This is a genomic window from Novosphingobium beihaiense (genome assembly GCF_022832375.1).
Taxonomy (GTDB): domain Bacteria; phylum Pseudomonadota; class Alphaproteobacteria; order Sphingomonadales; family Sphingomonadaceae; genus Novosphingobium; species Novosphingobium beihaiensis.
Window position 1 is genome coordinate 348203 of the sequence record NZ_JALHLG010000005.1, and the last position, 20570, is coordinate 368772.

The following is a 20570-nucleotide window of genomic DNA, read 5'->3' on the forward strand; positions in this document are numbered from 1 at the left end:
TCCGATGGTGCGGGCAGCCCTTCTGCAGATGACGACGGGCATCGATCCGGCGGCCAACGCGTTAACGATTGCGAATGCCGTGGCCGAAGCGCGCGGGGAGGGGGCTGCCATGCTCTTCACCCCGGAGATGTCCGGCCTGCTGGATCGCAAGCGCAGCCGGGGCGCCGCCTCGATCCGCACGGAAGCGGAAGATGTGGTGCTGGCAGCGGTGCGCGATGCGGCGGCCCGCGAAGGGATCTGGGTGCATCTGGGCTCGCTGGCGATTGCGCGCGAAGATGGAAAATGGGCCAATCGAGCGTTCGTGATCGATGGCACCGGCGAAATCCGCGCCCGTTACGACAAGATCCACATGTTCGATGTGGATCTGGCCAGCGGCGAATCCTGGCGGGAATCCAATGCCTATGCCGCAGGCGATACGGTCGTGACGGTGGAAACGCCGGTGGGGCGGCTGGGCCTTGCGATCTGTTACGATATTCGCTTCCCGGCGCTGTTCGAGGCGCTGGGGCAGGCGAAATGCGATGTGATTGCCATTCCCGCTGCGTTCACCGTTCCCACCGGCAAGGCGCACTGGCACCTGATGCAGCGCGCCCGGGCGGTGGAGGCCAGCGCTTATGTGCTAAGCGCCGCGCAAGTCGGCAAGCATGAGGACGGGCGCGAGACTTACGGCCATTCGCTGGCGATCGATCCGTGGGGCGAGGTACTGCTCGACATGGGCGGAGAGAGGCCCGGCTTAGGCTATGCGGCGATCGATCCGGCGCGCATTGCCGAAGTGCGGGCGCAATTGCCCAGTCTTGCCAACCGGCGCAAGATTGCCACATAGGCGTCGTATGATTGTCTACGATCTCGAATGCCGCGGCGGCGCACATCGCTTTGAAGGCTGGTTCAAGTCTTCGGACGACTTTGCGGGCCAGCAGAAGCAGGGTTTTCTGGCGTGCCCGGTGTGCGGCTCGCCGGACGTGATCAAGGCCGTGCAGGCACCGCGTCTCGGCCGCAAGGGCAACCAACTGCCGGATGCGCCTGCGGCCCGTACCGAAGCGCCGGAATCATCGGAATCCGCGCAAGCTGCCGTTCCTGCCACGGTCCCGTCACCGGCGGCACCAGTGGCCAATGCACCTTTGCCGCCGCAAGCGGTGGAACTGATGCACAAGCTGGCGCAGATGCAGGCCGAAGCGCTCAAGACCTCGCGCTATGTCGGCGAATCGTTCGCGGAAGATGCGCGCGCGATGCACTACGGCGAATCCGATGCCGAAGCGATTCACGGGCAGGCCACGCCCGATGAAGCGCAGGAGCTGCTGGACGAGGGAATCGCGGTCATGCCGCTGCCGTTTCCGGTAACGCCGCCCGATCAGACCAACTGACGGTTACTCAAAAACAAGGCTGCAGATGCCTATATCAGGCGTCTGTTAGCCAAGGGGCTGTGCGGTTTGCCATGCCGTACCGTTGAGTGCGGGCAGCCGTCTTGACTGTTCGGGAATTATCGAACATTTATTGTTCGATAATTCCCGAACATATTGAGGCCGCCATGCCCCGCACATACGCGCACCCCGATCCCGAAGACGTTAAACTGCCCCGTGTCCTGTTCGCTCTCAGCGATCCGGTGCGTCTGGAAATGGTGCGCATTCTGGCGGACCGCGAAGCCGTCAACAGCCTCGATCTGGGGCCCGGCATGCCCAAATCGACAGTGACGCATCACACCCGCATCCTGCGCGAAGCCGGTGTCACCAACACACGCCCGGAAGGCCGCAACTGCTGGATCAGCCTGCGCCGCGATGTGCTGGATGTGAAGTTTCCCGGCCTTGTCGATGTGGTTCTGGCTGCAGGCACGGACACATGATCGTTCGCCTCTGGCCGCTGGCGCTGGGTGCTTTTGCGCTCGGCCTGGACGCCTATGTGCTGGCGGGGCTTTTGCCGGGCATGGCGCATGATCTCGCTGCCAGCCAGGCCTCGGTTGGGCTTGGCGTGGCGTTCTTTACTGCCGCCTATGCCGTGAGCGCCCCAGCGTTGGCCTTCCTTGCCGTGCGGCTTACCACGCGCAAGGCCCTGCTTTCCGGGCTGGTTCTGTTCACGCTTGGGAATGTAGCGACTATGCTGGCGCCTTCGCTGCGGGTCCTGCTGGCCGCACGGCTGCTGGCGGGGGTGGGCGCGGGGCTCTACTCGCCCTTGGCCGCTGCAAGCGCTGCAGGCATGGTGGAGAGTGACAGGCGGGGCAGGGCGCTGGCCCTGGTGCTGGCGGGGCTGAGCACCGGCACAGCGCTGGGCGTGCCGGTGGGGCTCCTGGTCGAAAGCCGGTTCGGCTGGCGCTGGACCATCGGGATGATCGTCGCGATCGGCCTGGCTTCCATGGCAGGCGTTGCGCGCCAGACCGCCTTTCCCCGCACACCCGCCGTCACCTGGCGAGAGCGTATGGCGGCGCTGCACCGGCCGTTCACCTGGGCCACGCTCGGCGTGACATTGTGGACGGCGATAGGGTCGTTAGGGCTCTATACTTATCTGGCAGAGACCGCTGCCGCCCGGGCAATGGCGGAAGACACCCCGATGCTGATCTGGACCTGGGGGCTCGGCGGCATGGCCGGCGCGCTGCTGATCGGCCCGGTGATAGACCGGTATTTGCCTGCGGCGCGTGCGACGCTGATTCTTCTGGCCATGCTGGCCCTTGGCTTTGCCCTTGTCGGCTATGCGCCTTTTGCTGGCGTGGGGGCCGGGTGCTTTCTATGGGGATTGGCAGGCTGGGGCAGCGTGGCGCCGCAGCAGCACGCGCTGGTATCGCGCAACCCCGGCCATGCTGCGGCGCTCATCGCCTGGAACTCGTCAGCGAACTATCTCGGCGGTGCGATCGGTGCGACAGCAGGATCGCTGATGCTGACTGCTCATTTGTCCGCAAGATGGCTGCCAGCAGGTGCCATTGCCGCCGCTTGCGTGGCGATTGTCATCCACGCTGGCAAAAGTACGCTGACGGCTCGAAATGCCGTATGGCGGCAGTGAAGCTCAATATCGGCTTGAAAGCAGAGCCTGTTCGCAATGCCAAGGCCGCGGACATCCAGCGCTTGAGGACAAGGAAAATTGGTGCGCCTCGAAGGTGAAACTTCGAACCAGCTATTCGACACATTGGAGGAATGGGAGGCACAGCTACAAGCTCTAGATTTCGATCTGTGAGGTGTGACCATGGCGATGCACAACCTCACAATTCGGGTCTCGGATAAACAGCGCGCACTGCTGGCGCATCGTGCTGGGAACCGCCCGGTATCGGACTATATCCGCCACAAGCTCGATATTGCCGATAGTTCTAAGCAAACTCGCAGCTACAAACCGCGAACCGATGCCGCGCTGGCCGCAAAGATTCTCGCCGCACTTGGTTCATCGGAACTCGCTGCATCGATGCGCGATATTGCCGAGGCAGCACGAAACGGCGCACTGGAAGATTCAGACGATCTGCGGCTATCGCTGCATGCGGCCTGCCTGACCATCGAACAGATGCGCGACGATCTTGTGCGCGCGCTCGGCCTCAAGGTTGGGACTGGGCAATGATACTGATCGGCAATTCTCGCGGCGGTGCGCGCGATCTGGCGCGGCATCTGATGAAGGACGAGAACGATCATGTGACCGTGCACGAATTGCGCGGGTTCGTGTCCGATGATCTCGATGGGGCGTTTCAAGAGGCCTATGCGGTTTCACGCGGGACGAAGTGCAAGCAGTTTCTCTTCTCACTCTCGCTCAATCCTCCTGCTGACGCGAATGTCTCGACGGACGATTTCGAACGAGCCGTCAACCAATGCGAGAAGGATTTAGGCCTGACGGGCCAGCCCCGCGCGATTGTCTTTCATGAGAAAGAAGGCCGTCGCCATGCACATGCGGTATGGTCCCGCATAGACGCTGAGACCATGACCGCGCGGCAGATGTCGTTTCACAAAATGAAACTGCAAGACGTGTCGCGCGAGCTTTACCGCGAGCATGGCTGGCGCATGCCTGAAGGGCTAGCGGATAGGTCAAAATCTGACCCCCGCAATTACACCCTTGCCGAATGGCAGCAGGCCAAACGGGTCGGCAAAGATGCACGCGAGATTAAGGAAGCGTTTCAGGATGCCTGGGCAATTTCGGACAACCGCGCCTCCTTCGAACACGCACTGAAAGAACGCGGCTATTGGCTGGCGCGGGGAGATCGGCGCGGCTTCGTCGCCATCGATCATCATGGCGAAGTCTATTCCGTGCCGAGACAGGCCGCCATCAAGACAAAGGCGGTGCGTGAGAGGCTGGGCGAGGAAGACAGGCTGCCTTCGCTTTCGCAGGCACGACAGACGATGGCGCAGGAAATGTCCGCCATGCTCTCGCGGCTGTGCGATGAGCAATACGAGAAAGCCGCCACGCTCAAAGCCGAGCATAATCAGCGCAAGCAGCGACAGGTCGATCAGCAGCGCCAGGACCGTGCAGTATTGCTGCAGCGGCTGCGTGAGCGGGAACAACGCGAACAGGCCATGCGACAAGCACGCTTCCGCACGGGGCTAGCCGGGATATGGGATCGCTTGCGGGGCGAACATAAACGCATTGCCGAACGCAACCGATTGGAAACCATCGCCAGTCAGAACCGCGATAAGGCCCAACGCGATGCGCTGATCTTTCGCCAGCTATCCGAGCGTAGATTTCTCAATGCACAGGCTCAGCGACGGCTTGAGCAGATCAAAGCGCGCAAGCAAGAACTGGAGCAAGATACCAAGCGGATTGCCGATGTCGCACAGGGGCAAGACGCCATAAGTGTAGTGAGTCAAAAGCGGCGCGGCCCAGCCAAACAAGGCCAACCCCCCGCAGAAACACAACCACAACGATCAATCAGCGCCGCTTTTGGCAATGCCGCCGAGCGTGAGCGAGGCCGCCGGAGAAATCGCCTCCGCCAGCATCGCAGCGAAACAAGGCGGGGCCGCGATAACGGCCCGAGCCTTGATCGTTAGTCAGCAGCTATCAGGCCGCTTTGCGCTGCTCCTGATAGCGTGACACGCCTTTCAATCTCGCGCGGGCGAGATTGCAGTAGCGCTCTTCCAACTCAATTCCGAGATAGTCACGACCATTGAGCGCAGCGGCAACGGCGGTGCTGCCTGACCCTGAAAACGGGTCGAGAACAAGATCACCGCGCTTGGAAAAGCCTCTGACCAGCGGAGCGATCACGCTAACCGCCTTTTCAGTCGGATGGTACTTATTGCCGGAATACGCCCACTCCTGCACATCGCTGATGGGCTGCTCTGGCTTGGGCGGCCAGCCTTTGGTCAGCACAAAGGCGGACTCGTGGCGATACTGCGTATGGCCGCTGCGAGACGCATAGCGTTTTGGCCAGACAATATGACCGACCGTTGTGAAACCAGCCTTGGCCCATGCTTGTGAAAACGCCGCAATCGCGTTCCAACCGTAAAAACTGATGCAATAGCTGTCGGGCTTCAAAACACGATAGGCTTCTTCGAACACCGCCAGAACGGCATCGGGATTGTCATCGTTGGCCAGCGTTCGCCCATCACGGTCTTTATACCTGCACAGATAGGGCGGGTCGGTAATGACGAGATCGACGCATTCGGCGGCGTACTGGCTGAGGATGATTGTGGCATCGCCACACAGGATTTGATTGTGTTCCATGGGTGTGTTCCCTCCGTTGGAAATGGGTTGCTCATGCAACCCTTGCCCATCGGCGAGATCGGGTGTGCAAACGGAGGGCAAAATCGACGGCGGGCGCAGGCCCAAAAGGCCGAGCCTCGGGAACCGTCTATTTTGCGTGAAGTGCGCTGAGGGCCGGCCCTAAGCCGCGCGAGGGATTGAAGCCGAATGGCCGAAACCGCTTGCGGGTTCGGTTCACGAAAGCCCGGCCCGCAAGGGCGTGTCCATGTCGTAAACGTTATGACAGCTATGCACCCTAATTTCGGCCATTCGCCGGTACGACCATTTTTCCCGCAAGCGGACGTTCGGGGAGTGGCGCAACACTATCGGCAATAGGGTTGCATCATGAACTGTCGCTTTCCAGTAACTTAGATAATTGGAACTTCTTCTGGCTACCGGCAGGGATATTAACGTCGCAATGATTAGGTAGTCGGTTCCGAAACCGGCAATTCGTTGGCGCCGACTTCGAACATGATGGAGGATTGGTTTGCCAGTCACTCCCGAGCCGTGCGTATCGAGCCGCAAACTACGGATAGCTGCCCTTACCTCGTCGCAGAGGACAAACAAAATTCTGCTCTAGTAGCGGGAACTGCGGAGATAATTGGGATTGCAGCAGTGCGAAGGCAAGCATAGAGCTATGAGGCCAAGACGTTTTACCTGCGATGTGCAAAATTCATGAGCTTCAGAGAGTGAGCAAGACCTTGTCTCTGCTGCTATGAGGAGCGGTGGATTGAGGCGAAGTCAGAAGTAGCTGTCAGTTCACAACCTGTTCGGGTTTGTCATCGCCAACAGGCAAACAGGAGGGATGATTGCTTGGTGAATTTGCAGGAGACGTAGTCGCTGCCGTGACTGATGGATGGGGAGCGATTGCCCTTTGCATTCTCGTGGTTGCGCTCCTCGCTCCAAAAATGACCGAGGGTCTCCACCCGAATCCCCGAGCTGCAATTTTTCTCGTCCTATTTTTCAGCTTTCTTGCTGCACTGTGGCTAACATTCTCCGGTGACAAGAACAAGAAGCCAGACAACCAAACTTCGAACGACGTGTCCGATGATGCGAGCAATTCGGCCGAAGTGACCGGCAAGGCAGCACCTGAAAACGATCGCCGAAAACAACAAGAAGAAAGCGGCCCAACCCCAGAAACTGAGGGCATTTCCACCCCTTCCATAAGTACAGAATCCAACATAACACCGATGACAGGCAGTGATGATTTCAAAATATCTGTCAAAAAGGAATTTCGTGCATTTTCATATAACGATGAACTCAGTGATGTTGAAAATATTAGGGATTTTTTTAAGAAATTGGGGGTGAGTAGGTTTGATGGTCCCAATGTGATAGGAGGTATCTGCGGAACGTTCAAAAATGGAATAAAAATATGTGGTTGGGCAAACACCTACGACAAACCAGGCGTTTTCGGTTTTCGGTTTGGGAACGAAGGGAATTGGAATTTTATTGGAAGCAATAGAAGTTATTTTGAAGAATCTCATCCATCCTTGTTTCAATAGGCGAGCGGAAGGAGACCAATCTCTGGAAAACTACTCTTAAGATGCGCTCGTTGTTTGGACTGGCCGGTATCATTCGTCCAATTCAGGTCAAAGCGCGCCCATCCGAGGACTCCCTTGAGCCAACCTGACCCCCTGAGAAATTTCGCCCAACACTGTTGCCGATAGTGTTGCATTCGGTCCGCTCTCGCATAGGTCGAACTACAAGCAGACTGTCCGCACCCGGTCCAAAATTTGCCAATTCAGGCGGATGCATCCGCGCCTCATTTTTGCGAGTGATTGATCGGCGATACGATCTTTGGAGCATCAGCTCCAATGGGCAAGAGGTTGCACAGGAGACAGCATGTCTCCTTGCCGAACAAGCGAAGCGCCGTGAGCCAAGAAGCGTCGCCCTGCGACGCACATCTTGCATATGCTCAAATCTCATCTCTCCTACGTGGACTTGCTATCGATGCTCAATCTAACGTCAGATTAGTTCATTCAGATTGTAGACCCAAAAATGGCTGCCGATGGCATAGATTTTTGAATTCGCACAGCAGACTGCGGCAATTTCATCGGGAGGGCATACGGTTTGAAGGAGTTGACCTTGATCGCTCCATAGATGGATCGGCCCACTTCGTTCCCAAGTTATCAAAGTCGCGTCATAGACGATGACGCCTCCGACCTTATACTTGTGCGCATGATTGTCGTTTTTGCTAGCAAGTCGCTTACCTGTGGTATCCCAGAAATGTATCACACCACTGTTGTCCCAACTGACTAGTCCTCTGCCATGGCCAACTACACTTTCAATCAAGCGCCAATGAGCATGATCGCCGCCCTTACCGACAAGTCGCTTGCCCGACGCGTCCCAAAACCGGATGGCTCCACTGGCTTCCCAGCTGACCAGCTCATTTTCATAGACCATCATGCCTATGACCTCGTCACTGTGCGCGAGATCACCGCCCTTATCAGCAATACGCTTGCCCGACGCATCCCAAAAACAGATAGCACCACCGAAATCCCAGCTAACTATCTCGTTTTGATAGGTAATCATGCCATTGATCGTGTCGTTGTGCGCGTAATCATCGCCTTTATCCGCTAGACGCTTGCCCGACGCATCCCAAAAACGGATCGCACGACGGTCGCCCCAGCTGACCAAACCCTCGCCAAAGGCGAATACATTTCCGATAGAAGACGCGTGCGCACAATCGTCGCCTTTATCAGCAAGGCGCTTGCCCGACGCATCCCAAAACCGGATCGAACCAAGGCCTCCACAACTAACTAGACCTTCGCCGTGCGCAATTACGCCTCCGACCGACATCGCCTTATGAGCGCGATCTTCGCCTTCATCTGTAAGGAGCTTGCCCGACGCGTCCCAAAACCGGATGGCTCCATCGGCTCCCCAGCTCACCAGCTTATCGCCATAGGCCAACATGCTTTTAACTCCGTGCTCATGCACGCGATCCCAAGATCGCAGGAGCGTAGAAGGCGTAACAGCATGGGTTAAAAGCGATTTTGCTCTGGCAGAACAGCTGCTCGTTTCAATGCCTGCATCAGCAAGTGAACGAAGGACAGTGTGAGCAAAGGCGTCGGGAACAGCATAGACCAACTTGCTTATGTGCCTGAGGCGGCCTTCATAGCGCGCCCAAAAGCTAGTCCAACGTTGCGCCTCTTTCGTCGCTCTCACTTCGCGCGGTAGACGATTCCAGAGATCGCAATGCTTAGAAAGACGGTCAGAAACACGCTGAGCGTCGTGGGACAGCCTCCCGTATAAGAAGCAAGGGTCCTTCAAAATCCGCGCCGCCTCTAGCTCATCTTCTATAGCGCCAGCGGCGAGATGCTCCGGAAACCAATCAAAAAGATACTCGTAAAGGTATTTCTGAGCATTCGATCCATCATAGTTGTTCCAAGACGTCTTCATCCAGGACACAAGCCTACCTAGGATTTCAAGTGAGAATGGCGACAGTTCGCCTATGTCAGGAACCTCACTCGCCTCCAGACCAACCACCTCGCTGAATGTCCGCGCCAATTTCGGATGTGCGAAACTCCATTTGCCATGCGCCTCAGTAAGCCAGCGCTTGACGCCAAGCGGGAGGTGCTCCCAGCTAAGACTGGGATCTTCGAGGAATGCCGCCAGCTCCAGTCTTGAAATCGCCGATTTCGTTACACCGAGGGTTGCCAGTAACGGCAAAATTCGCCGCTGCCATTCGGCGTCCCCTACATCGCGCCGAATTCTGGAGAGTTGCTCCGCAACATATCTGGTGAATGGACGAGGAGTTCTTTGAATGAATGCGACTTGATCGGCCTTCGAGCCGATCTTCGGCAATTCCTTCCCAAGGTCCTGAATGACATAGGTTAGGAACAATGGCAGACCGTCGGTAGATGCTAGCAGCGCCTTCGCCAGACTCTTGATCTGTCGCTCGTCATCAGAGATTTTCTTGTCCTGAAGCCAATCGCATATCGCTTGCTCGCCAAGCTCTTGCAGGGATTCGATTTTGCCTGGCAAGCCTTCCTGATGCCGTGCATGCCAATGGGAGATGTAGCTCGGCTGTTCCGTGCCTTTCTCATGGCGCGCAGACACGACAACGTAGACGTTCTTCCGAAGCGACCTGGCGCCGAGGAAACATTCCAGAAATGGCTCAACGTCATCGGCTGAAGATTCGTCCAGCCCATCGACAACCAATATAAGTGGTTCATCGGTATGAAAGTCCGAGGTAAGCAGGCTATAAAGCTCTGCCTTTTGCGATTGCGGGCGTGGGCCTAATCTCGGTTCAATCTGATCGACAAGATTTTGACGAATGCGATCCGGGCTTGTTGTCAGAGGTTCCAAGTTAGAAATGAAGTGATAGGCGATGTAATTGCTCAACGACGAACGTCGCTCAATCCACTTGGCAAGCAGGGCCGATTTTCCGGAACCAGCGGGCCCCGAGACAATCAGCAATCCGCGATCATTTTCACTAACGAAATCGTCAAGCTCTTGGAGTTCCGCTGATCGCCCAAAAAACTGCTGTCGTAAGCTGATATAGCGTTGCTCGGAGCGCTCAAAGACGGGACTGTTGACCAGATGAATTCCGCTAGCCGCCTTAGTGTTGAGCGGAGGGCCTTCCAAACCCGCCAAGAGCGGATCAATCTCTCGGGCCTCCTCAATGAGGCCTGATCGCACCTTCGAACGATCTCCCGGCTTCCCATGGAAATAGCGGTACTTTATCTTCCGGCGCGCCGCCAAACGGGACATTTTATAGACCTGCTCGGCTAAACCCTTGTCCTCGTTATGGTGGTAGCACGCCCACGCCAGAAGAGGCGCGATAGCTCCCGGGAGGTCATCAGAGTTTATCTTGTTAAAAATATATTTCGTTCGTTTTTGCGCACTTTCTTCAGTTCCGGTGCTCGCGCGAAAATCTCGCACAAAAGGATCAAGTTGTTCGATAAATTCAAGCTCATCGATAGACATCGAATCTACAAAAGAACTTATTAATTCAATTATTTCAGGTCGATTTTTCGATTTTCGAATGATAGCCGCATCGGCCTTAAATCGCTCGATCAGATCGTCATCTTTTTTCCCCATAAGATGATTTTAGCGTTGGGCTGCGGGTTATCAAGCTGATCTATCAGTTTAGAACTGAGGTCCATCCGGCGTGACCTCGTTTGGCCCCGGAACAGGATCGCCATGCTCAAAATACTGCACTGCTGTAACTGTACCTGAATAAGGGTCGCGCTCCACAATCGCCGGACCGCCATGCATCCGGTGCCTCTGATTATTAGCGAAGAACTCCTCTCGCGCAGGATATCCCGTGACGGGATGCCTTAAAATTATCGACGGCCCGCTAGCGCGGCTGAGATCGCCGTTGATCCTCCAAGTCTCACGCAAATAGCATCCTGCACCAAACCGATCATTGAATCGGTGTTCGTGCGCTTCCTCGACAGTGACTTCGTATTTGAGCTTCATGGCCTTATTTTTTGTTCTGTGGCAGCGCCAATATTAACCTATTTGGTTAATATTGGCAAGCTTTTGCGTAACTTCACGATCTACTTCCCGAACTTCACGGTCTGCTTTTGGGACGCATCGCCTCAAATCCGCCAGCCTGCAAATTGTCAGCAATTCAGCTGGCACGGACCACCGCGCGGTTCGGTCCCTTGAGACTCAAGGGAGTGATCAATGTGTAATGATCCCAGAAACTGCACTGCGGTGCAGAAGGGCAAACTGTGTGAGGATTGTAACCTCGATGGCTACGGCTACTGCATCTTCAATGAAATGCAGCCCGTTACACGAGAGGAACTGACACGCGAGTTTGTTCGTGATGCCAGAAACACCGCCTACGAGTTGTCGTTGGAGTTCGACCTGGACGGAGAGAAATGGGTCGACACATTGGTGAACTGGTATCAGTCGCTGCCGTTCCGGTTTGTTGAGATTGACCAGAATGGCAGGAAGCGCGAGGTGTTCCTTGCTACGGGCTGGCTTCAAGTGGACCTGCCGCAGGATCGCAATGCCAACCCGGATACCATCGAAACATCCGAGAACCTTCGGTGTTGGTATGCTCGTAATTTCTGCCATCCATGCAACACTCTGCCATACGTAACCAAAGCCGAGCGGTTGATCGTGGCGTTCTCGATCATCAGGGCCAAATTCGGCCCCTCGCGCTGCGGTCATTGGGGCAAGTAGGCGAAGTGCGATCACATAAGGGGCGGCGTTTTCGTCGCCTCTTTTTATTCCGCAAGGCCGCAGCGCTCGAAGCCGCGCAATAGGGTGCGCGGCGATACATGAAGATGTTCCGCCAAGACTGAGAGCTGCACTCCTTGCACAGTGGCTTGAATGTGAGCCTTCCGAACCTGGCATTCGCTCAGCTTTCTCGGCCTGCCGCAATGGATGCCTTTGCGTTTGGCTGCGCTCATCTTTTCCTTGGTTCTGCGCGAGATAATGGCACGCTCGTATTCTGCGTGATTAACCATATCGATGTACCATTTGCGCCCTTCGGGCGTTCGCGTATCGATTTGCTGGTAGATCGATTCAAAGGTTATGCCTTGCGCGTGCAGATCATCGAGGAACGTGATCCCCTCAATCGTCGAGCGAAAGGCGCGATCAATGGCGGGGACAATGAACGTATCGCCGTCACGCAAAGCCGCTCGCGCCTTTTCGAGCTGAGGCCGAACCTTCGCTACGGCAGAGACGCCGTCATCCATAAAGATGCGGTCGCATCGGGCAGCTTTGAGCAGATCGCGGTACTGGTAGAGGGTCTGGCTGTCCGTGCTGACACGGGCGTACCCGATGCGTTTAGGGGACGTTTGGGCTGCTGTAACTAAGTCCATCCGCGCACCTCCGAAGAGTCAAAAGGGATCGGTTTTGACTCGGGCGCATGGTGGGTCTCCAAAGAGACGGAAACGCCTGCGATAGACGCGGTTTCCGTGAAGGGTCTAATATACATGTTCTTTACCTCCTGAACATAAGGTTGATCGACAGAACCGATCCCTTTTGTCTGCCTCGATTCTCAGATTAACTGCAATATTTTCATACATATGTATGACGGCATATCCACAAACGGCACTTGCACAACAGGCTAGTATTCCGGTCAGCGATGCGCGTGATATCGGCCCTAATTCAGTTCGATTTGCGGCTGCACAATTCTCGAACGACGCACCCACAATCGTCCTGCTTGGCCTGCGGTCAGAACGATGGCCAGTGGTTCGGAAAGCCATTCAAGACGCTGCTGACAACGGCGCACGCGTTGATGGCATCCACATTGGGCCAATCGATGCAGAGCCCGCACTGGAGATCTATGCAAAAGGGCAACTCGTCACCCGCCCAATCAATCCCAACACCATAGGGCGCATCGAGCTTACGCGCTTGATCCAAGACATCGTTGGGGAGTTCTACTGACTGATTGGCGGAGGCTTAGATACTGATCCGCAGCGGAAGCTTTCGATGGCATTGCGAACGCTATGTAGACCAAACAGTGGTGCCAGCTTCACGTCTTCAAAGATGATCATCCAACTTGCATCTTTGATTTCCGGAAACTAGAAATTGCAGTCATGGGCGTTGCGCAGTCGCGATTGCTCGTCTTCACGACCATATTGCGGAAGCGACGCCCCTTCGCCGCTCGCTTCCAACTTACGTAAAACGGCAACATCTGCGCAGATGCCAACAATTTGACATTGCCTCTACCCTCACAGTTTCGACAGTTATTGTCGGCAGCGGAAATGGCCGAACGAGCAGCTTGCTGGTTCAATCGATGGCGACATAGAGATAAAGCTCACTTTGGACGGAGCGCACTTCAACAATTTCTATGTGGGAGTAGCCGGTCGGTTAGGTCTTAACCTCCTTCTTCGGCTCCCTATCGCCTGTCAACTCTGGCAACCAGCTGATCCCATGGCGATCAGGGATGATCGCGTCAGGTGCGGAATCGTCGCCTCCAAGGCATAGAGACGACGGCCCAGCGGCAGCAGTGCGTGCTTGCGGAAGCCTAAGATGATCGCCTCCTTCTCGATGCTCAGCACAGTGGAATGGGCATCCTTCGGCCAGTCGGCAGGTCCTTGAGCGCCGTGCGCTTCTTCCACTTGGAAACAGTCTTCTGGTCGACCCCGTAGCGTTGGACAGAGCCCTCAGACTCTCATCACTTGTTGTATCGCTCGAAGGACTGCCTCCGTCGTGTGGGCACTCCATTGTAGAATCTGTACCATAGCGCATCCTTCTATTCTTGCGTGAATGATGCACCATCAAATCTTGGGACCAAACACCTACCTGCCTTAGATGAGAGCGACGTGACCAGCGTCAGACTGCGACCGCGCCACCGTGGCCACGAACGACTTTAGTCTATCCTGGAGATCGACCACCGCCACGCGAAAGGCTTCGATAATCTCCGCTAGATTCTTCATCGCGAAGCGCGCGGCATGGATCAGGACGTTCTCGGTGTCAGCAACCGGCGCAGCGGTGAATGGATCAAGGATCACCGTGCCGGTGACCTCGCCCTCGACAATGCTCGGGTTCGGCTTGAAGATGCCCGCGCCGTTGAGCACCGCACCACCGTTTGCACAATCTACGCTCCCGCCCAACCTGTCTGCCACATCGGCCCCCACAGGGACGTCGAGATAGACGATGCCGTCGTCCCCTTGCAGGTTGAATTGGGAGGTATCGTCGCCGATCCCGCTGACATCGTGAATGAACACCTTGCCCTTGGTGCCGACCGGCTTCCAGCCAATCAGGCGCGCGAGCATCGCGTTGGCGGTGGTCTTTCCATGGCCAATCGGGTTGTCCACGCCGCCACGATTGGTGCCTGGCGCCAGCAGCTTGACGATTGTACCGGTCAGCACGACGACGTCCTTACGGCGAAGGCGGGCGAAGGGGCCAGGCGCGGCGGCGGCCTCGGCTATGAACGCGATCCGTCCTTGGCCCGCGTCGCCGTTGTCGAACGGTAGGGAACTGCCGAGATTGAGAGGCCGACTGTCGCAGAGGCCGTACTGGTCAGCCGTAGCAAAGCCGAGATCGTGGCCGGTCGTGCGGTTCAGGCAAGTGATGATGGTCGCGAGCAGCCCGTCGAGCATGTCGTTGGCCTTATTCTTGCCGCCTTCGATTACTCGATAGGCGAAAGACGGCTTGGCCCTAGACCGCGGCTTCGGAAGCGCTGCACCGCCACGAGTCGGCGAGCCGTCCGTATCCGGCCCGCTTGTATCATCCTGCGTTGGAATGGTTGGCCGGAGCGATAGCAGGTATGCCTCGGCACGAAGCATCTTAAACCGCCGACAACCCTTCGCTAAAGGCAAAGCGACCAGCCACCACAGCCCTAAAAGGCTGTATTTGAACCATAAATGCATCGTGAAACAGAAGTCAGGCCAGTCTTTCCGAAGCTTGGGCACGCCCACAATGAAAGCAAAAGCCACCCCTATCACTGACATGATCGCTTTAGAGACCGTCAGAAGGAGCGGGAAGTCCAAGCTAGCCGCCTACGAGGTGCAAAATCCAAACATGCTCTTGTTATATCAAATCTTCACGTCCTCTGACAGAAATAATGCGTGGTAGTCGGCAAAGCTGTCAAAAGTGTAGGATTGTCGGAGGTGCTACTCACAATCTGAGCGCTTAAGGTGCAAATTTCCGCTTGCTCAACCGGCTTCGGAACCAATTCACTATCTCGAAACGACCGAAACAACGCTCGACAACCAGAATTCAGCATTCTTAGCTTGGCTCACTAAAACCGGTTACTCCACTTCCGGCAAATCGCTTCAATTGCATCAAGCAAGAACCGATGACCACTTCACCCACTCTCAGACATTAGGCGTTGAGGAGTCAGTCTCAATGCGACCGCCAGACAAGTGATTAGAATCTGAAATTCGCTGCATCTGTGGAATAGATGGAAGCGCGGTCGCGTTCAGCTGCTTCACTGGTGTGCTGCGCATTGGCTTCTGGATCGCGTTCATCGGCTTTTGCCACTAAGTCACCAGCGGCTTGTGCGGTTGCTGAATCATCCGTCTGGCTTGCCAGTATCCCAAGTTGCGAAGCGGACAGAATGTCATTGGCTCTCTGCGCCGCTATTTCCAGCGCCTCGGGCGTGTCGGCGTTTTCCAACGCCTCCCGAACGGCCAAGGCTTCATCGCGTTCAGTCTGCAATTCTCCGCGCTCTCGGATGAGATCATTGCTCTGCTGTTCCAGCGTATCGTCTTCGTCACTGAGGTGCGCCCGCTCGATATCGATCAGCATGGCTATGTCGGCGGCGGATGTGTTTGGCGGGATGCCTGATTTTTTCATCAATCGCTGATGTTCGGCATTGCGTGGATCAAGTTTTCCACTCGCATTCAGGCGTTCGAGCTCGTCCAGCGCCTCAAGCTGGTCGCCGATCTCCGTTCGACGAGCGTTGATCCGGTCAAACTCAAGATTGATCTCGGCAATCCGGGCATCCAGCCTTGCGATGTGCGCGTCGATTGCATCTAATATGGCGAGGTAGCGCTGCTCACGTTCACGCCGCTTGCGGCCATTTATCTCCTTATCTGAAATACGCTTTTGCTGCTGCGCTCCGCTCAACATGACGGCTGCATTTTCGTCCTCGCCGAGCGTGGTCGCCAAAGCTTGAGAAAGAAGCTCATATTCCGAATGTGAAAACGCCCCATCCCTAGGGATGAAAGGCTTACTGCGTGCGCCTTCGGCATCGAGATTCTGACGTTCGCCCGCGATCGCAAAATCGCCTTTCAGGAGGCCGCCATTCGCCCCATCGGCGCGATATTGCGCCGGTATCTGATTACGCTTGATTTGTGCCTCTTGGCTTACCGTCATTTCCCCTCACATGCCCTGCCTTATCAGGCACTTAAACCTGCAATATTGTCGCACGGACGGGGTAAAAATATAGTTAATTTCTCGTAAATTAAGCCAAATCGCCCAGAAACCGGAAAGCGCGCTCCTACACCTGAACCGATCCGCAACTTGCGCGGACGGAAAGGACAAGCCCATGCGCTCTTGGACCATATCGATTGGGCCAGTGAAAGAGGTTAGCGACAGCAATCTCAAAACGGCTCTCAATGTCATCGCTGAGGAAGTACGCAGCTACCGCGTGCCATCAAAAGTGATGATCGCGCGCTACGCGCAGGAGATGCGCCGCTTCCATCAGGGCGAGATCGATGCCCTTGAAGAGATGGCGGCATCGACGAGCGAAGGGGTCGAAACCACCTCCATCGCCCTGAGAGAACTGGCGGCACCGCTCATGGAGAAGCCCGACGAAGGCCCGACATTCCATGAGTACCTGAGCGAGGCGCACACGCCTGCGCTGGAGCCGAAACACACCTCCAAAAGCAGCAATACCAACCAGAGGAGTTCGTCTCATGCCTAACGCTCCACGTACATTCTCCGACCACATCGCCTATGCCCAGGAAGCATCGGCCAAAGCCAGGCAAAGCCGTGTCATCAACACGGTTGCCTTGGCGTTTTTGGGAATCGTGGTCGCAATCATCCCCGCGCTCGCTGGGGTTGAGTTCACACTGGCATTCAGCGTGATGGACATGATCTTCGGCGCGGAAGTGCCGAGCGATCCCGTACCGTTTCAAGTCTATGTGCTTTCTGGCAGCGCCATGGTGGCAGTCGTCGCGCTGCATGTGTTCATCGAGAAGAATCCGCACCATTTGGCCATCCGGCTAATCGACAAGGTCGCGCCCTATGGTCTGCTGCTGTTCTTTGTGGGGCTGATTGCGCTCTATGCCTCATCGAACTTCCACGGTGTGGATTCGGGGGCAGCTATCCCGCTCAGCGATGCCGAGTTGTTCGGCGACGAACCGCCGCTGGAAACAGGCAATGGCTCTCCAGCCCCGTGGCTCAATACGCTGATCGGGTTGGGTCTTGGCGCGCTGATCATCGTCAACGTCTCAGCCATCCATCGATTGATCACTATCGTGCGCGAGAAGCTGCCCGCGCTGCTCGAAGAGCGCGTGCGGCTGAACGCTATTCTTCAGCACGCCACATTGCTTCTGCATCGCGGGAAGGCCTGCATCGATGCCAGGCGCGAGATCGAACGTCGCAGAGCGACAACGCCGGAAGACCTCGCACTCGAAGCCGCCGCCGATATCGAGGCCGCTATCGCGCCGACACTGCGCAGGCTTTCAGCGATGATCCAAAAAAACACATCAAATCGCCCAAGCTCAGGAGGCTCGCGCGGTAACTCCAATCCCGGTCTTCCCACCAATGCGCCTGACCCCAAGGACATCGAGACGTTCATTCAAACCGTCGGGGACCTGACCGACAGCCTGCCGACCAAGCTCGTCAAGCTGTTCCGCTAACCTCACCATTGGAGACGTTCCATGACGCCCCTCTCGACCCTCACCACGCTGACCGCGGCAATCGCTATCGCCATCGCCGCTCCTGCCAGCGCCAAAACGACCCATTTCCTGATCGATGAAAGCGAGTCTAACCGGGCTGTTTCCGATCCGGCATTCACACGCCTTGTCGCTCGGCAGTCTGCCGTCACCGTTCTGCAGCAACCGCTTGGCGACCGGATTTCCGTTCGCACGTTCGGCAATATCAACGACACCAACCCGCTGCGCTACGATGTGCAGCTTACACGGCGCTCGGCGCCGCCCCGAGCCGTCGCACGCACTGTCAGCCGTTTGATCCTTCGCTCTGGCGCGCCGCAAGGCCAGCGGCAGCAGCGCACCGAGATTGTCGCCGCGCTGCAATGGAACCGCTACGATTGCGCAGGCGGCGATCACATCATCGTGCTGACCGACGGCATCGAAACGGGTGCGGTTCGTTCACCAACTGCCCTGCTCAATGGCCGCGAATCCCTTCCGCCTCCGCGCTCGGGTTTCCTGCGGGGCTGCACGGTCAGCTTCTGGGGGATCGGACGGGTCAGCTCGGGCGAATTGACTTCGGCCCAGGTCAACAATCTGCGGGCAGCATGGACAAGCTATTTTCGCATCGCGGGTGCGCGCTTCAACGCCGTCCCCAATCCATAGGCGGGGTCAGCATATTCCAAAGGTGCAGTAACGGCATCTGTCCGACATTCCCATCCGAGCAGACGCCATTCCGAGTACGGCAACTAAGCGGACATACGTTCGGTCCAGTAAACCGGTCGGCTTCGCGCCCCCAATTTCGGATGCTCGAACGTCATTCTCCAAAATCCAGAAGCGGGCGCAGAACGGCATGTGCGCTCGCAAGTTTCCGGGATAGCTGCAAACTAGTCATGTACCAATTATTGCTACTGGCATTCTAGCCTAGTTCCGAAGATACTTCACTGCGCGACTTGGGAGAGCCCGATGAATCAGCTGGAGTATCCTTACGGTGCAATGAAAAGGCTTCGACGGCGCGCCATTACGCAAGAGCCCTCCACTTCAATAAACCGAGGTAGGATTTGGTCATTCGTCAATTCCGCTCTTGGGATTTTCTTGATCGGAACGGTAATAGTTGGAAGCGCATCCTCACTTTGGACCCAGCGCCTTGAATGCCGTGCCGATTTTCGTGAATCTGAGGAAACGTTCCGCAAGGCCTTGGTGGAATATCGCTATCGCATGAACGGCTCATCTAAGGCTCTATCGATGCTGGCGTCCTCGGGCGCTAATACCTTGGATATTTGGCGAGGTCCAAAGAGCCCATTCATCTTCTCCGACTACAAGGAGCGCACACTTGCGGACGTGACAATTGACCTTCTGCGTTCGTTTGGGGAACTGTCGCTCGTTTCCGACCTCAGTTCATTTGAAGTGCGAGAAGGTGGCCTACGCTTGCATACGGGCAACCAGAGCTCAAGCGTAGGAATGCCTCTTCCTGAAATTCCGGCAGAATTGCACCAAGATCTAGCATCAGCTCCGATCAAGTTTGAACACGAGCAGCGAACTCGATCACCACTCGGTAAAACGGTCGTTGAGACGTGGCTGAATCGACGACAAAATGATGGTCTTCTCGCGGCTCTCGAGACAACGGTCTTGGTGCGACTTGAACCATCCTGCGATCCCTTTTCGCTCGTGCGGCGCACATTTACCGACGACAATGAGCGGTACAATACTCAAGTGCGCGAATTGTATTCTAGCGTTGTCAGAGACCATCAAGCCCAAATGATAAAAATATTGGCGATTGAGGCACTTCTTTCACCGGCTTCAAACGTGCCGGACAAGCGGTCCGATACGCCAGACGCCGGACCACCTACCAGTTTAACCACGAAAATGAAGAGATAAGCCTGTTACCCTTTGAGGCGAGCGATGCTGATATCGAAGCTTTCGTCGGTTCCGGTTAATAAATGACAGACTTCCCCGTGGATCGTGTTCTAGAGGAACCGAGCGAGGCAGGGCGCGCGGACCGCCTCTTCTAATGGACACCAACGACCGCTTCCGTCGTGAGCCCACTTTGCTTTGTTGACCAGCGTGCGGCAAGGCTCAAGGCGCTTGCTGCCCCATGGGACCTGTTGATCGAGTGTCAGTTACCTTTGTTTCCACGCCCAAAACCGGACCGTCGGCAAGCGGCCCACATCCTGACCCGCAGTCGTGCAAGCAGCTGCGTCGGCTTACTACCCAATTTGCGACATTCTCCCACTCAATGACGCCGTCTGAGAACGGACGTCCGGTCGAGCCCGAATTAGTCTGCACGGTGTAAGACAACTACCCGTGGGAAGGAGAATGGCCCCGATTTCGGGGCCATTTTTCTATGCAAATCGCCCGGTAGCGCATTCCTACTGCCGTAATCCCAGCATCAGCATGTCATTTCACCAAAGGATTTGCCGATGTCTCATCAAAACGGAAACCCGGATGAAACCAGTGCAGCCGCACGCGGCTTCACCTTCATCGCCAGCATCGCATTCGTGTTCTTCTGCGGTCCCTATCTCTATCGCGTCAGTATCGCGTTTGTGCAGGATTTCGCGCGGGAAAATTACGGGTTTGATGGCGCGCTGATTACCTATTTCTGGCTTTTCGTCGTGGCGCTCGGCGGGTTCGGTTTTGCCAAGCTCGTGATCTTCCTCGTCTTGAAGCTTGGGATTTTCGGGTTTGCGGCCAGTCGGGGACGATAGAGCC

General features: G+C 56.4%; 20 protein-coding genes and 1 pseudogene. 14 read left to right on the forward strand and 7 right to left on the reverse strand.

What is annotated here, in order from left to right; all coding sequences use genetic code 11:
- Nucleotides 1–4 precede the first annotated feature (4 nt).
- The 6 genes from MTR66_RS05260 (at nucleotide 5) to MTR66_RS05285 (ending at nucleotide 4940) form a co-directional block, all read left to right on the forward strand.
- Complete coding sequence (locus MTR66_RS05260) at nucleotides 5–820, forward strand: carbon-nitrogen hydrolase family protein (RefSeq protein WP_243918981.1); 816 nt, start codon at nucleotides 5–7, stop codon at nucleotides 818–820.
- Nucleotides 821–827: 7 nt separating this feature from the next.
- Entirely contained in the window at nucleotides 828–1358 is a 531-nt protein-coding gene (locus MTR66_RS05265) for a DUF1178 family protein (RefSeq protein WP_243918495.1), read from the forward strand.
- 164 nt (nucleotides 1359–1522) lie between these two features.
- Nucleotides 1523–1834, forward strand: coding sequence for an ArsR/SmtB family transcription factor (locus MTR66_RS05270; protein ID WP_243918498.1), 312 nt, complete (start codon nucleotides 1523–1525; stop codon nucleotides 1832–1834).
- Nucleotides 1831–2982: an MFS transporter gene (locus MTR66_RS05275; RefSeq protein ID WP_243918500.1), complete on the forward strand. Its 1152-nt coding sequence runs from the start codon at nucleotides 1831–1833 to the stop codon at nucleotides 2980–2982. Before MTR66_RS05270 ends, MTR66_RS05275 begins: the two co-directional genes overlap by 4 nt.
- Before the next feature lie 180 nt (nucleotides 2983–3162).
- Nucleotides 3163–3525: a hypothetical protein gene (locus MTR66_RS05280; RefSeq protein WP_243918501.1), complete on the forward strand. Its 363-nt coding sequence runs from the start codon at nucleotides 3163–3165 to the stop codon at nucleotides 3523–3525.
- Complete coding sequence (locus MTR66_RS05285; RefSeq protein ID WP_243918502.1) at nucleotides 3522–4940, forward strand: relaxase/mobilization nuclease domain-containing protein; 1419 nt, start codon at nucleotides 3522–3524, stop codon at nucleotides 4938–4940. Before MTR66_RS05280 ends, MTR66_RS05285 begins: the two co-directional genes overlap by 4 nt.
- Nucleotides 4941–4950: 10 nt before the next feature.
- On the opposite strand, the gene MTR66_RS05290 is transcribed toward MTR66_RS05285, so the two are convergent.
- The gene (locus tag MTR66_RS05290; RefSeq protein WP_243918503.1) at nucleotides 4951–5613 is read right to left on the reverse strand and encodes a DNA methyltransferase; all 663 of its coding nucleotides are present in this window, start codon (nucleotides 5611–5613) and stop codon (nucleotides 4951–4953) included.
- An 827-nt stretch (nucleotides 5614–6440) separates the two neighbouring features.
- Here MTR66_RS05290 and MTR66_RS05295 point away from each other — a divergent pair.
- Complete coding sequence (locus tag MTR66_RS05295) at nucleotides 6441–7133, forward strand: hypothetical protein (RefSeq protein ID WP_243918504.1); 693 nt, start codon at nucleotides 6441–6443, stop codon at nucleotides 7131–7133.
- A gap of 463 nt (nucleotides 7134–7596) precedes the next feature.
- Here MTR66_RS05295 and MTR66_RS05300 read toward each other — a convergent pair whose 3' ends face one another.
- Both MTR66_RS05300 and MTR66_RS05305 read right to left on the reverse strand, forming a co-directional pair.
- Complete coding sequence (locus MTR66_RS05300) at nucleotides 7597–10674, reverse strand: WD40 repeat domain-containing protein (RefSeq protein ID WP_243918505.1); 3078 nt, start codon at nucleotides 10672–10674, stop codon at nucleotides 7597–7599.
- Nucleotides 10675–10722: 48 nt separating this feature from the next.
- Nucleotides 10723–11055: a hypothetical protein gene (locus MTR66_RS05305; protein ID WP_243918507.1), complete on the reverse strand. Its 333-nt coding sequence runs from the start codon at nucleotides 11053–11055 to the stop codon at nucleotides 10723–10725.
- Between the two features lie 210 nt (nucleotides 11056–11265).
- Here MTR66_RS05305 and MTR66_RS05310 point away from each other — a divergent pair, with 210 nt between their 5' ends.
- Nucleotides 11266–11769 carry a hypothetical protein gene (locus MTR66_RS05310; protein ID WP_243918509.1) on the forward strand — a complete coding sequence of 168 codons (504 nt, stop codon included), beginning with the start codon at nucleotides 11266–11268 and terminating at the stop codon, nucleotides 11767–11769.
- A gap of 44 nt (nucleotides 11770–11813) precedes the next feature.
- On the opposite strand, the gene MTR66_RS05315 is transcribed toward MTR66_RS05310, so the two are convergent.
- Nucleotides 11814–12413 (reverse strand): recombinase family protein, encoded by a 600-nt coding sequence (locus tag MTR66_RS05315; protein WP_243918511.1) that lies wholly within the window; start codon nucleotides 12411–12413, stop codon nucleotides 11814–11816.
- 211 nt (nucleotides 12414–12624) lie between these two features.
- On the opposite strand from MTR66_RS05315, the gene MTR66_RS05320 reads away from it, so the two are divergent.
- A complete protein-coding gene (locus MTR66_RS05320; RefSeq protein WP_243918513.1) occupies nucleotides 12625–12981 on the forward strand; it encodes a hypothetical protein in 357 nt (118 codons plus the stop codon).
- 348 nt (nucleotides 12982–13329) lie between these two features.
- Here MTR66_RS05320 and MTR66_RS05325 read toward each other — a convergent pair.
- The 3 genes and pseudogenes from MTR66_RS05325 to MTR66_RS05335 all read right to left on the reverse strand — a co-directional run.
- Nucleotides 13330–13781, reverse strand: a pseudogene (locus MTR66_RS05325) (transposase family protein); the annotation flags it as partial.
- Nucleotides 13782–13847: 66 nt separating this feature from the next.
- Nucleotides 13848–15032 (reverse strand): hypothetical protein, encoded by a 1185-nt coding sequence (locus tag MTR66_RS05330; protein ID WP_243918514.1) that lies wholly within the window; start codon nucleotides 15030–15032, stop codon nucleotides 13848–13850.
- Between the two features lie 379 nt (nucleotides 15033–15411).
- Nucleotides 15412–16362, reverse strand: coding sequence for a coiled-coil domain-containing protein (locus tag MTR66_RS05335; RefSeq protein ID WP_243918515.1), 951 nt, complete (start codon nucleotides 16360–16362; stop codon nucleotides 15412–15414).
- A gap of 172 nt (nucleotides 16363–16534) precedes the next feature.
- Between MTR66_RS05335 and MTR66_RS05340 the strand changes: the two genes are divergently transcribed.
- The 5 genes from MTR66_RS05340 to MTR66_RS05360 all read left to right on the forward strand — a co-directional run bounded on the left by MTR66_RS05340 (nucleotide 16535) and on the right by MTR66_RS05360 (nucleotide 20566).
- Complete coding sequence (locus tag MTR66_RS05340; protein WP_243918516.1) at nucleotides 16535–16912, forward strand: hypothetical protein; 378 nt, start codon at nucleotides 16535–16537, stop codon at nucleotides 16910–16912.
- Nucleotides 16905–17852: a hypothetical protein gene (locus MTR66_RS05345; protein ID WP_243918517.1), complete on the forward strand. Its 948-nt coding sequence runs from the start codon at nucleotides 16905–16907 to the stop codon at nucleotides 17850–17852. Before MTR66_RS05340 ends, MTR66_RS05345 begins: the two co-directional genes overlap by 8 nt.
- A 21-nt stretch (nucleotides 17853–17873) precedes the next feature.
- Nucleotides 17874–18527, forward strand: coding sequence for a vWA domain-containing protein (locus MTR66_RS05350; protein ID WP_243918518.1), 654 nt, complete (start codon nucleotides 17874–17876; stop codon nucleotides 18525–18527).
- 300 nt (nucleotides 18528–18827) lie between these two features.
- A complete protein-coding gene (locus MTR66_RS05355; RefSeq protein ID WP_243918519.1) occupies nucleotides 18828–19739 on the forward strand; it encodes a hypothetical protein in 912 nt (303 codons plus the stop codon).
- Between the two features lie 542 nt (nucleotides 19740–20281).
- Nucleotides 20282–20566, forward strand: coding sequence for a hypothetical protein (locus MTR66_RS05360; RefSeq protein ID WP_243918520.1), 285 nt, complete (start codon nucleotides 20282–20284; stop codon nucleotides 20564–20566).
- The last annotated feature ends 4 nt before the right edge of the window (nucleotides 20567–20570 follow it).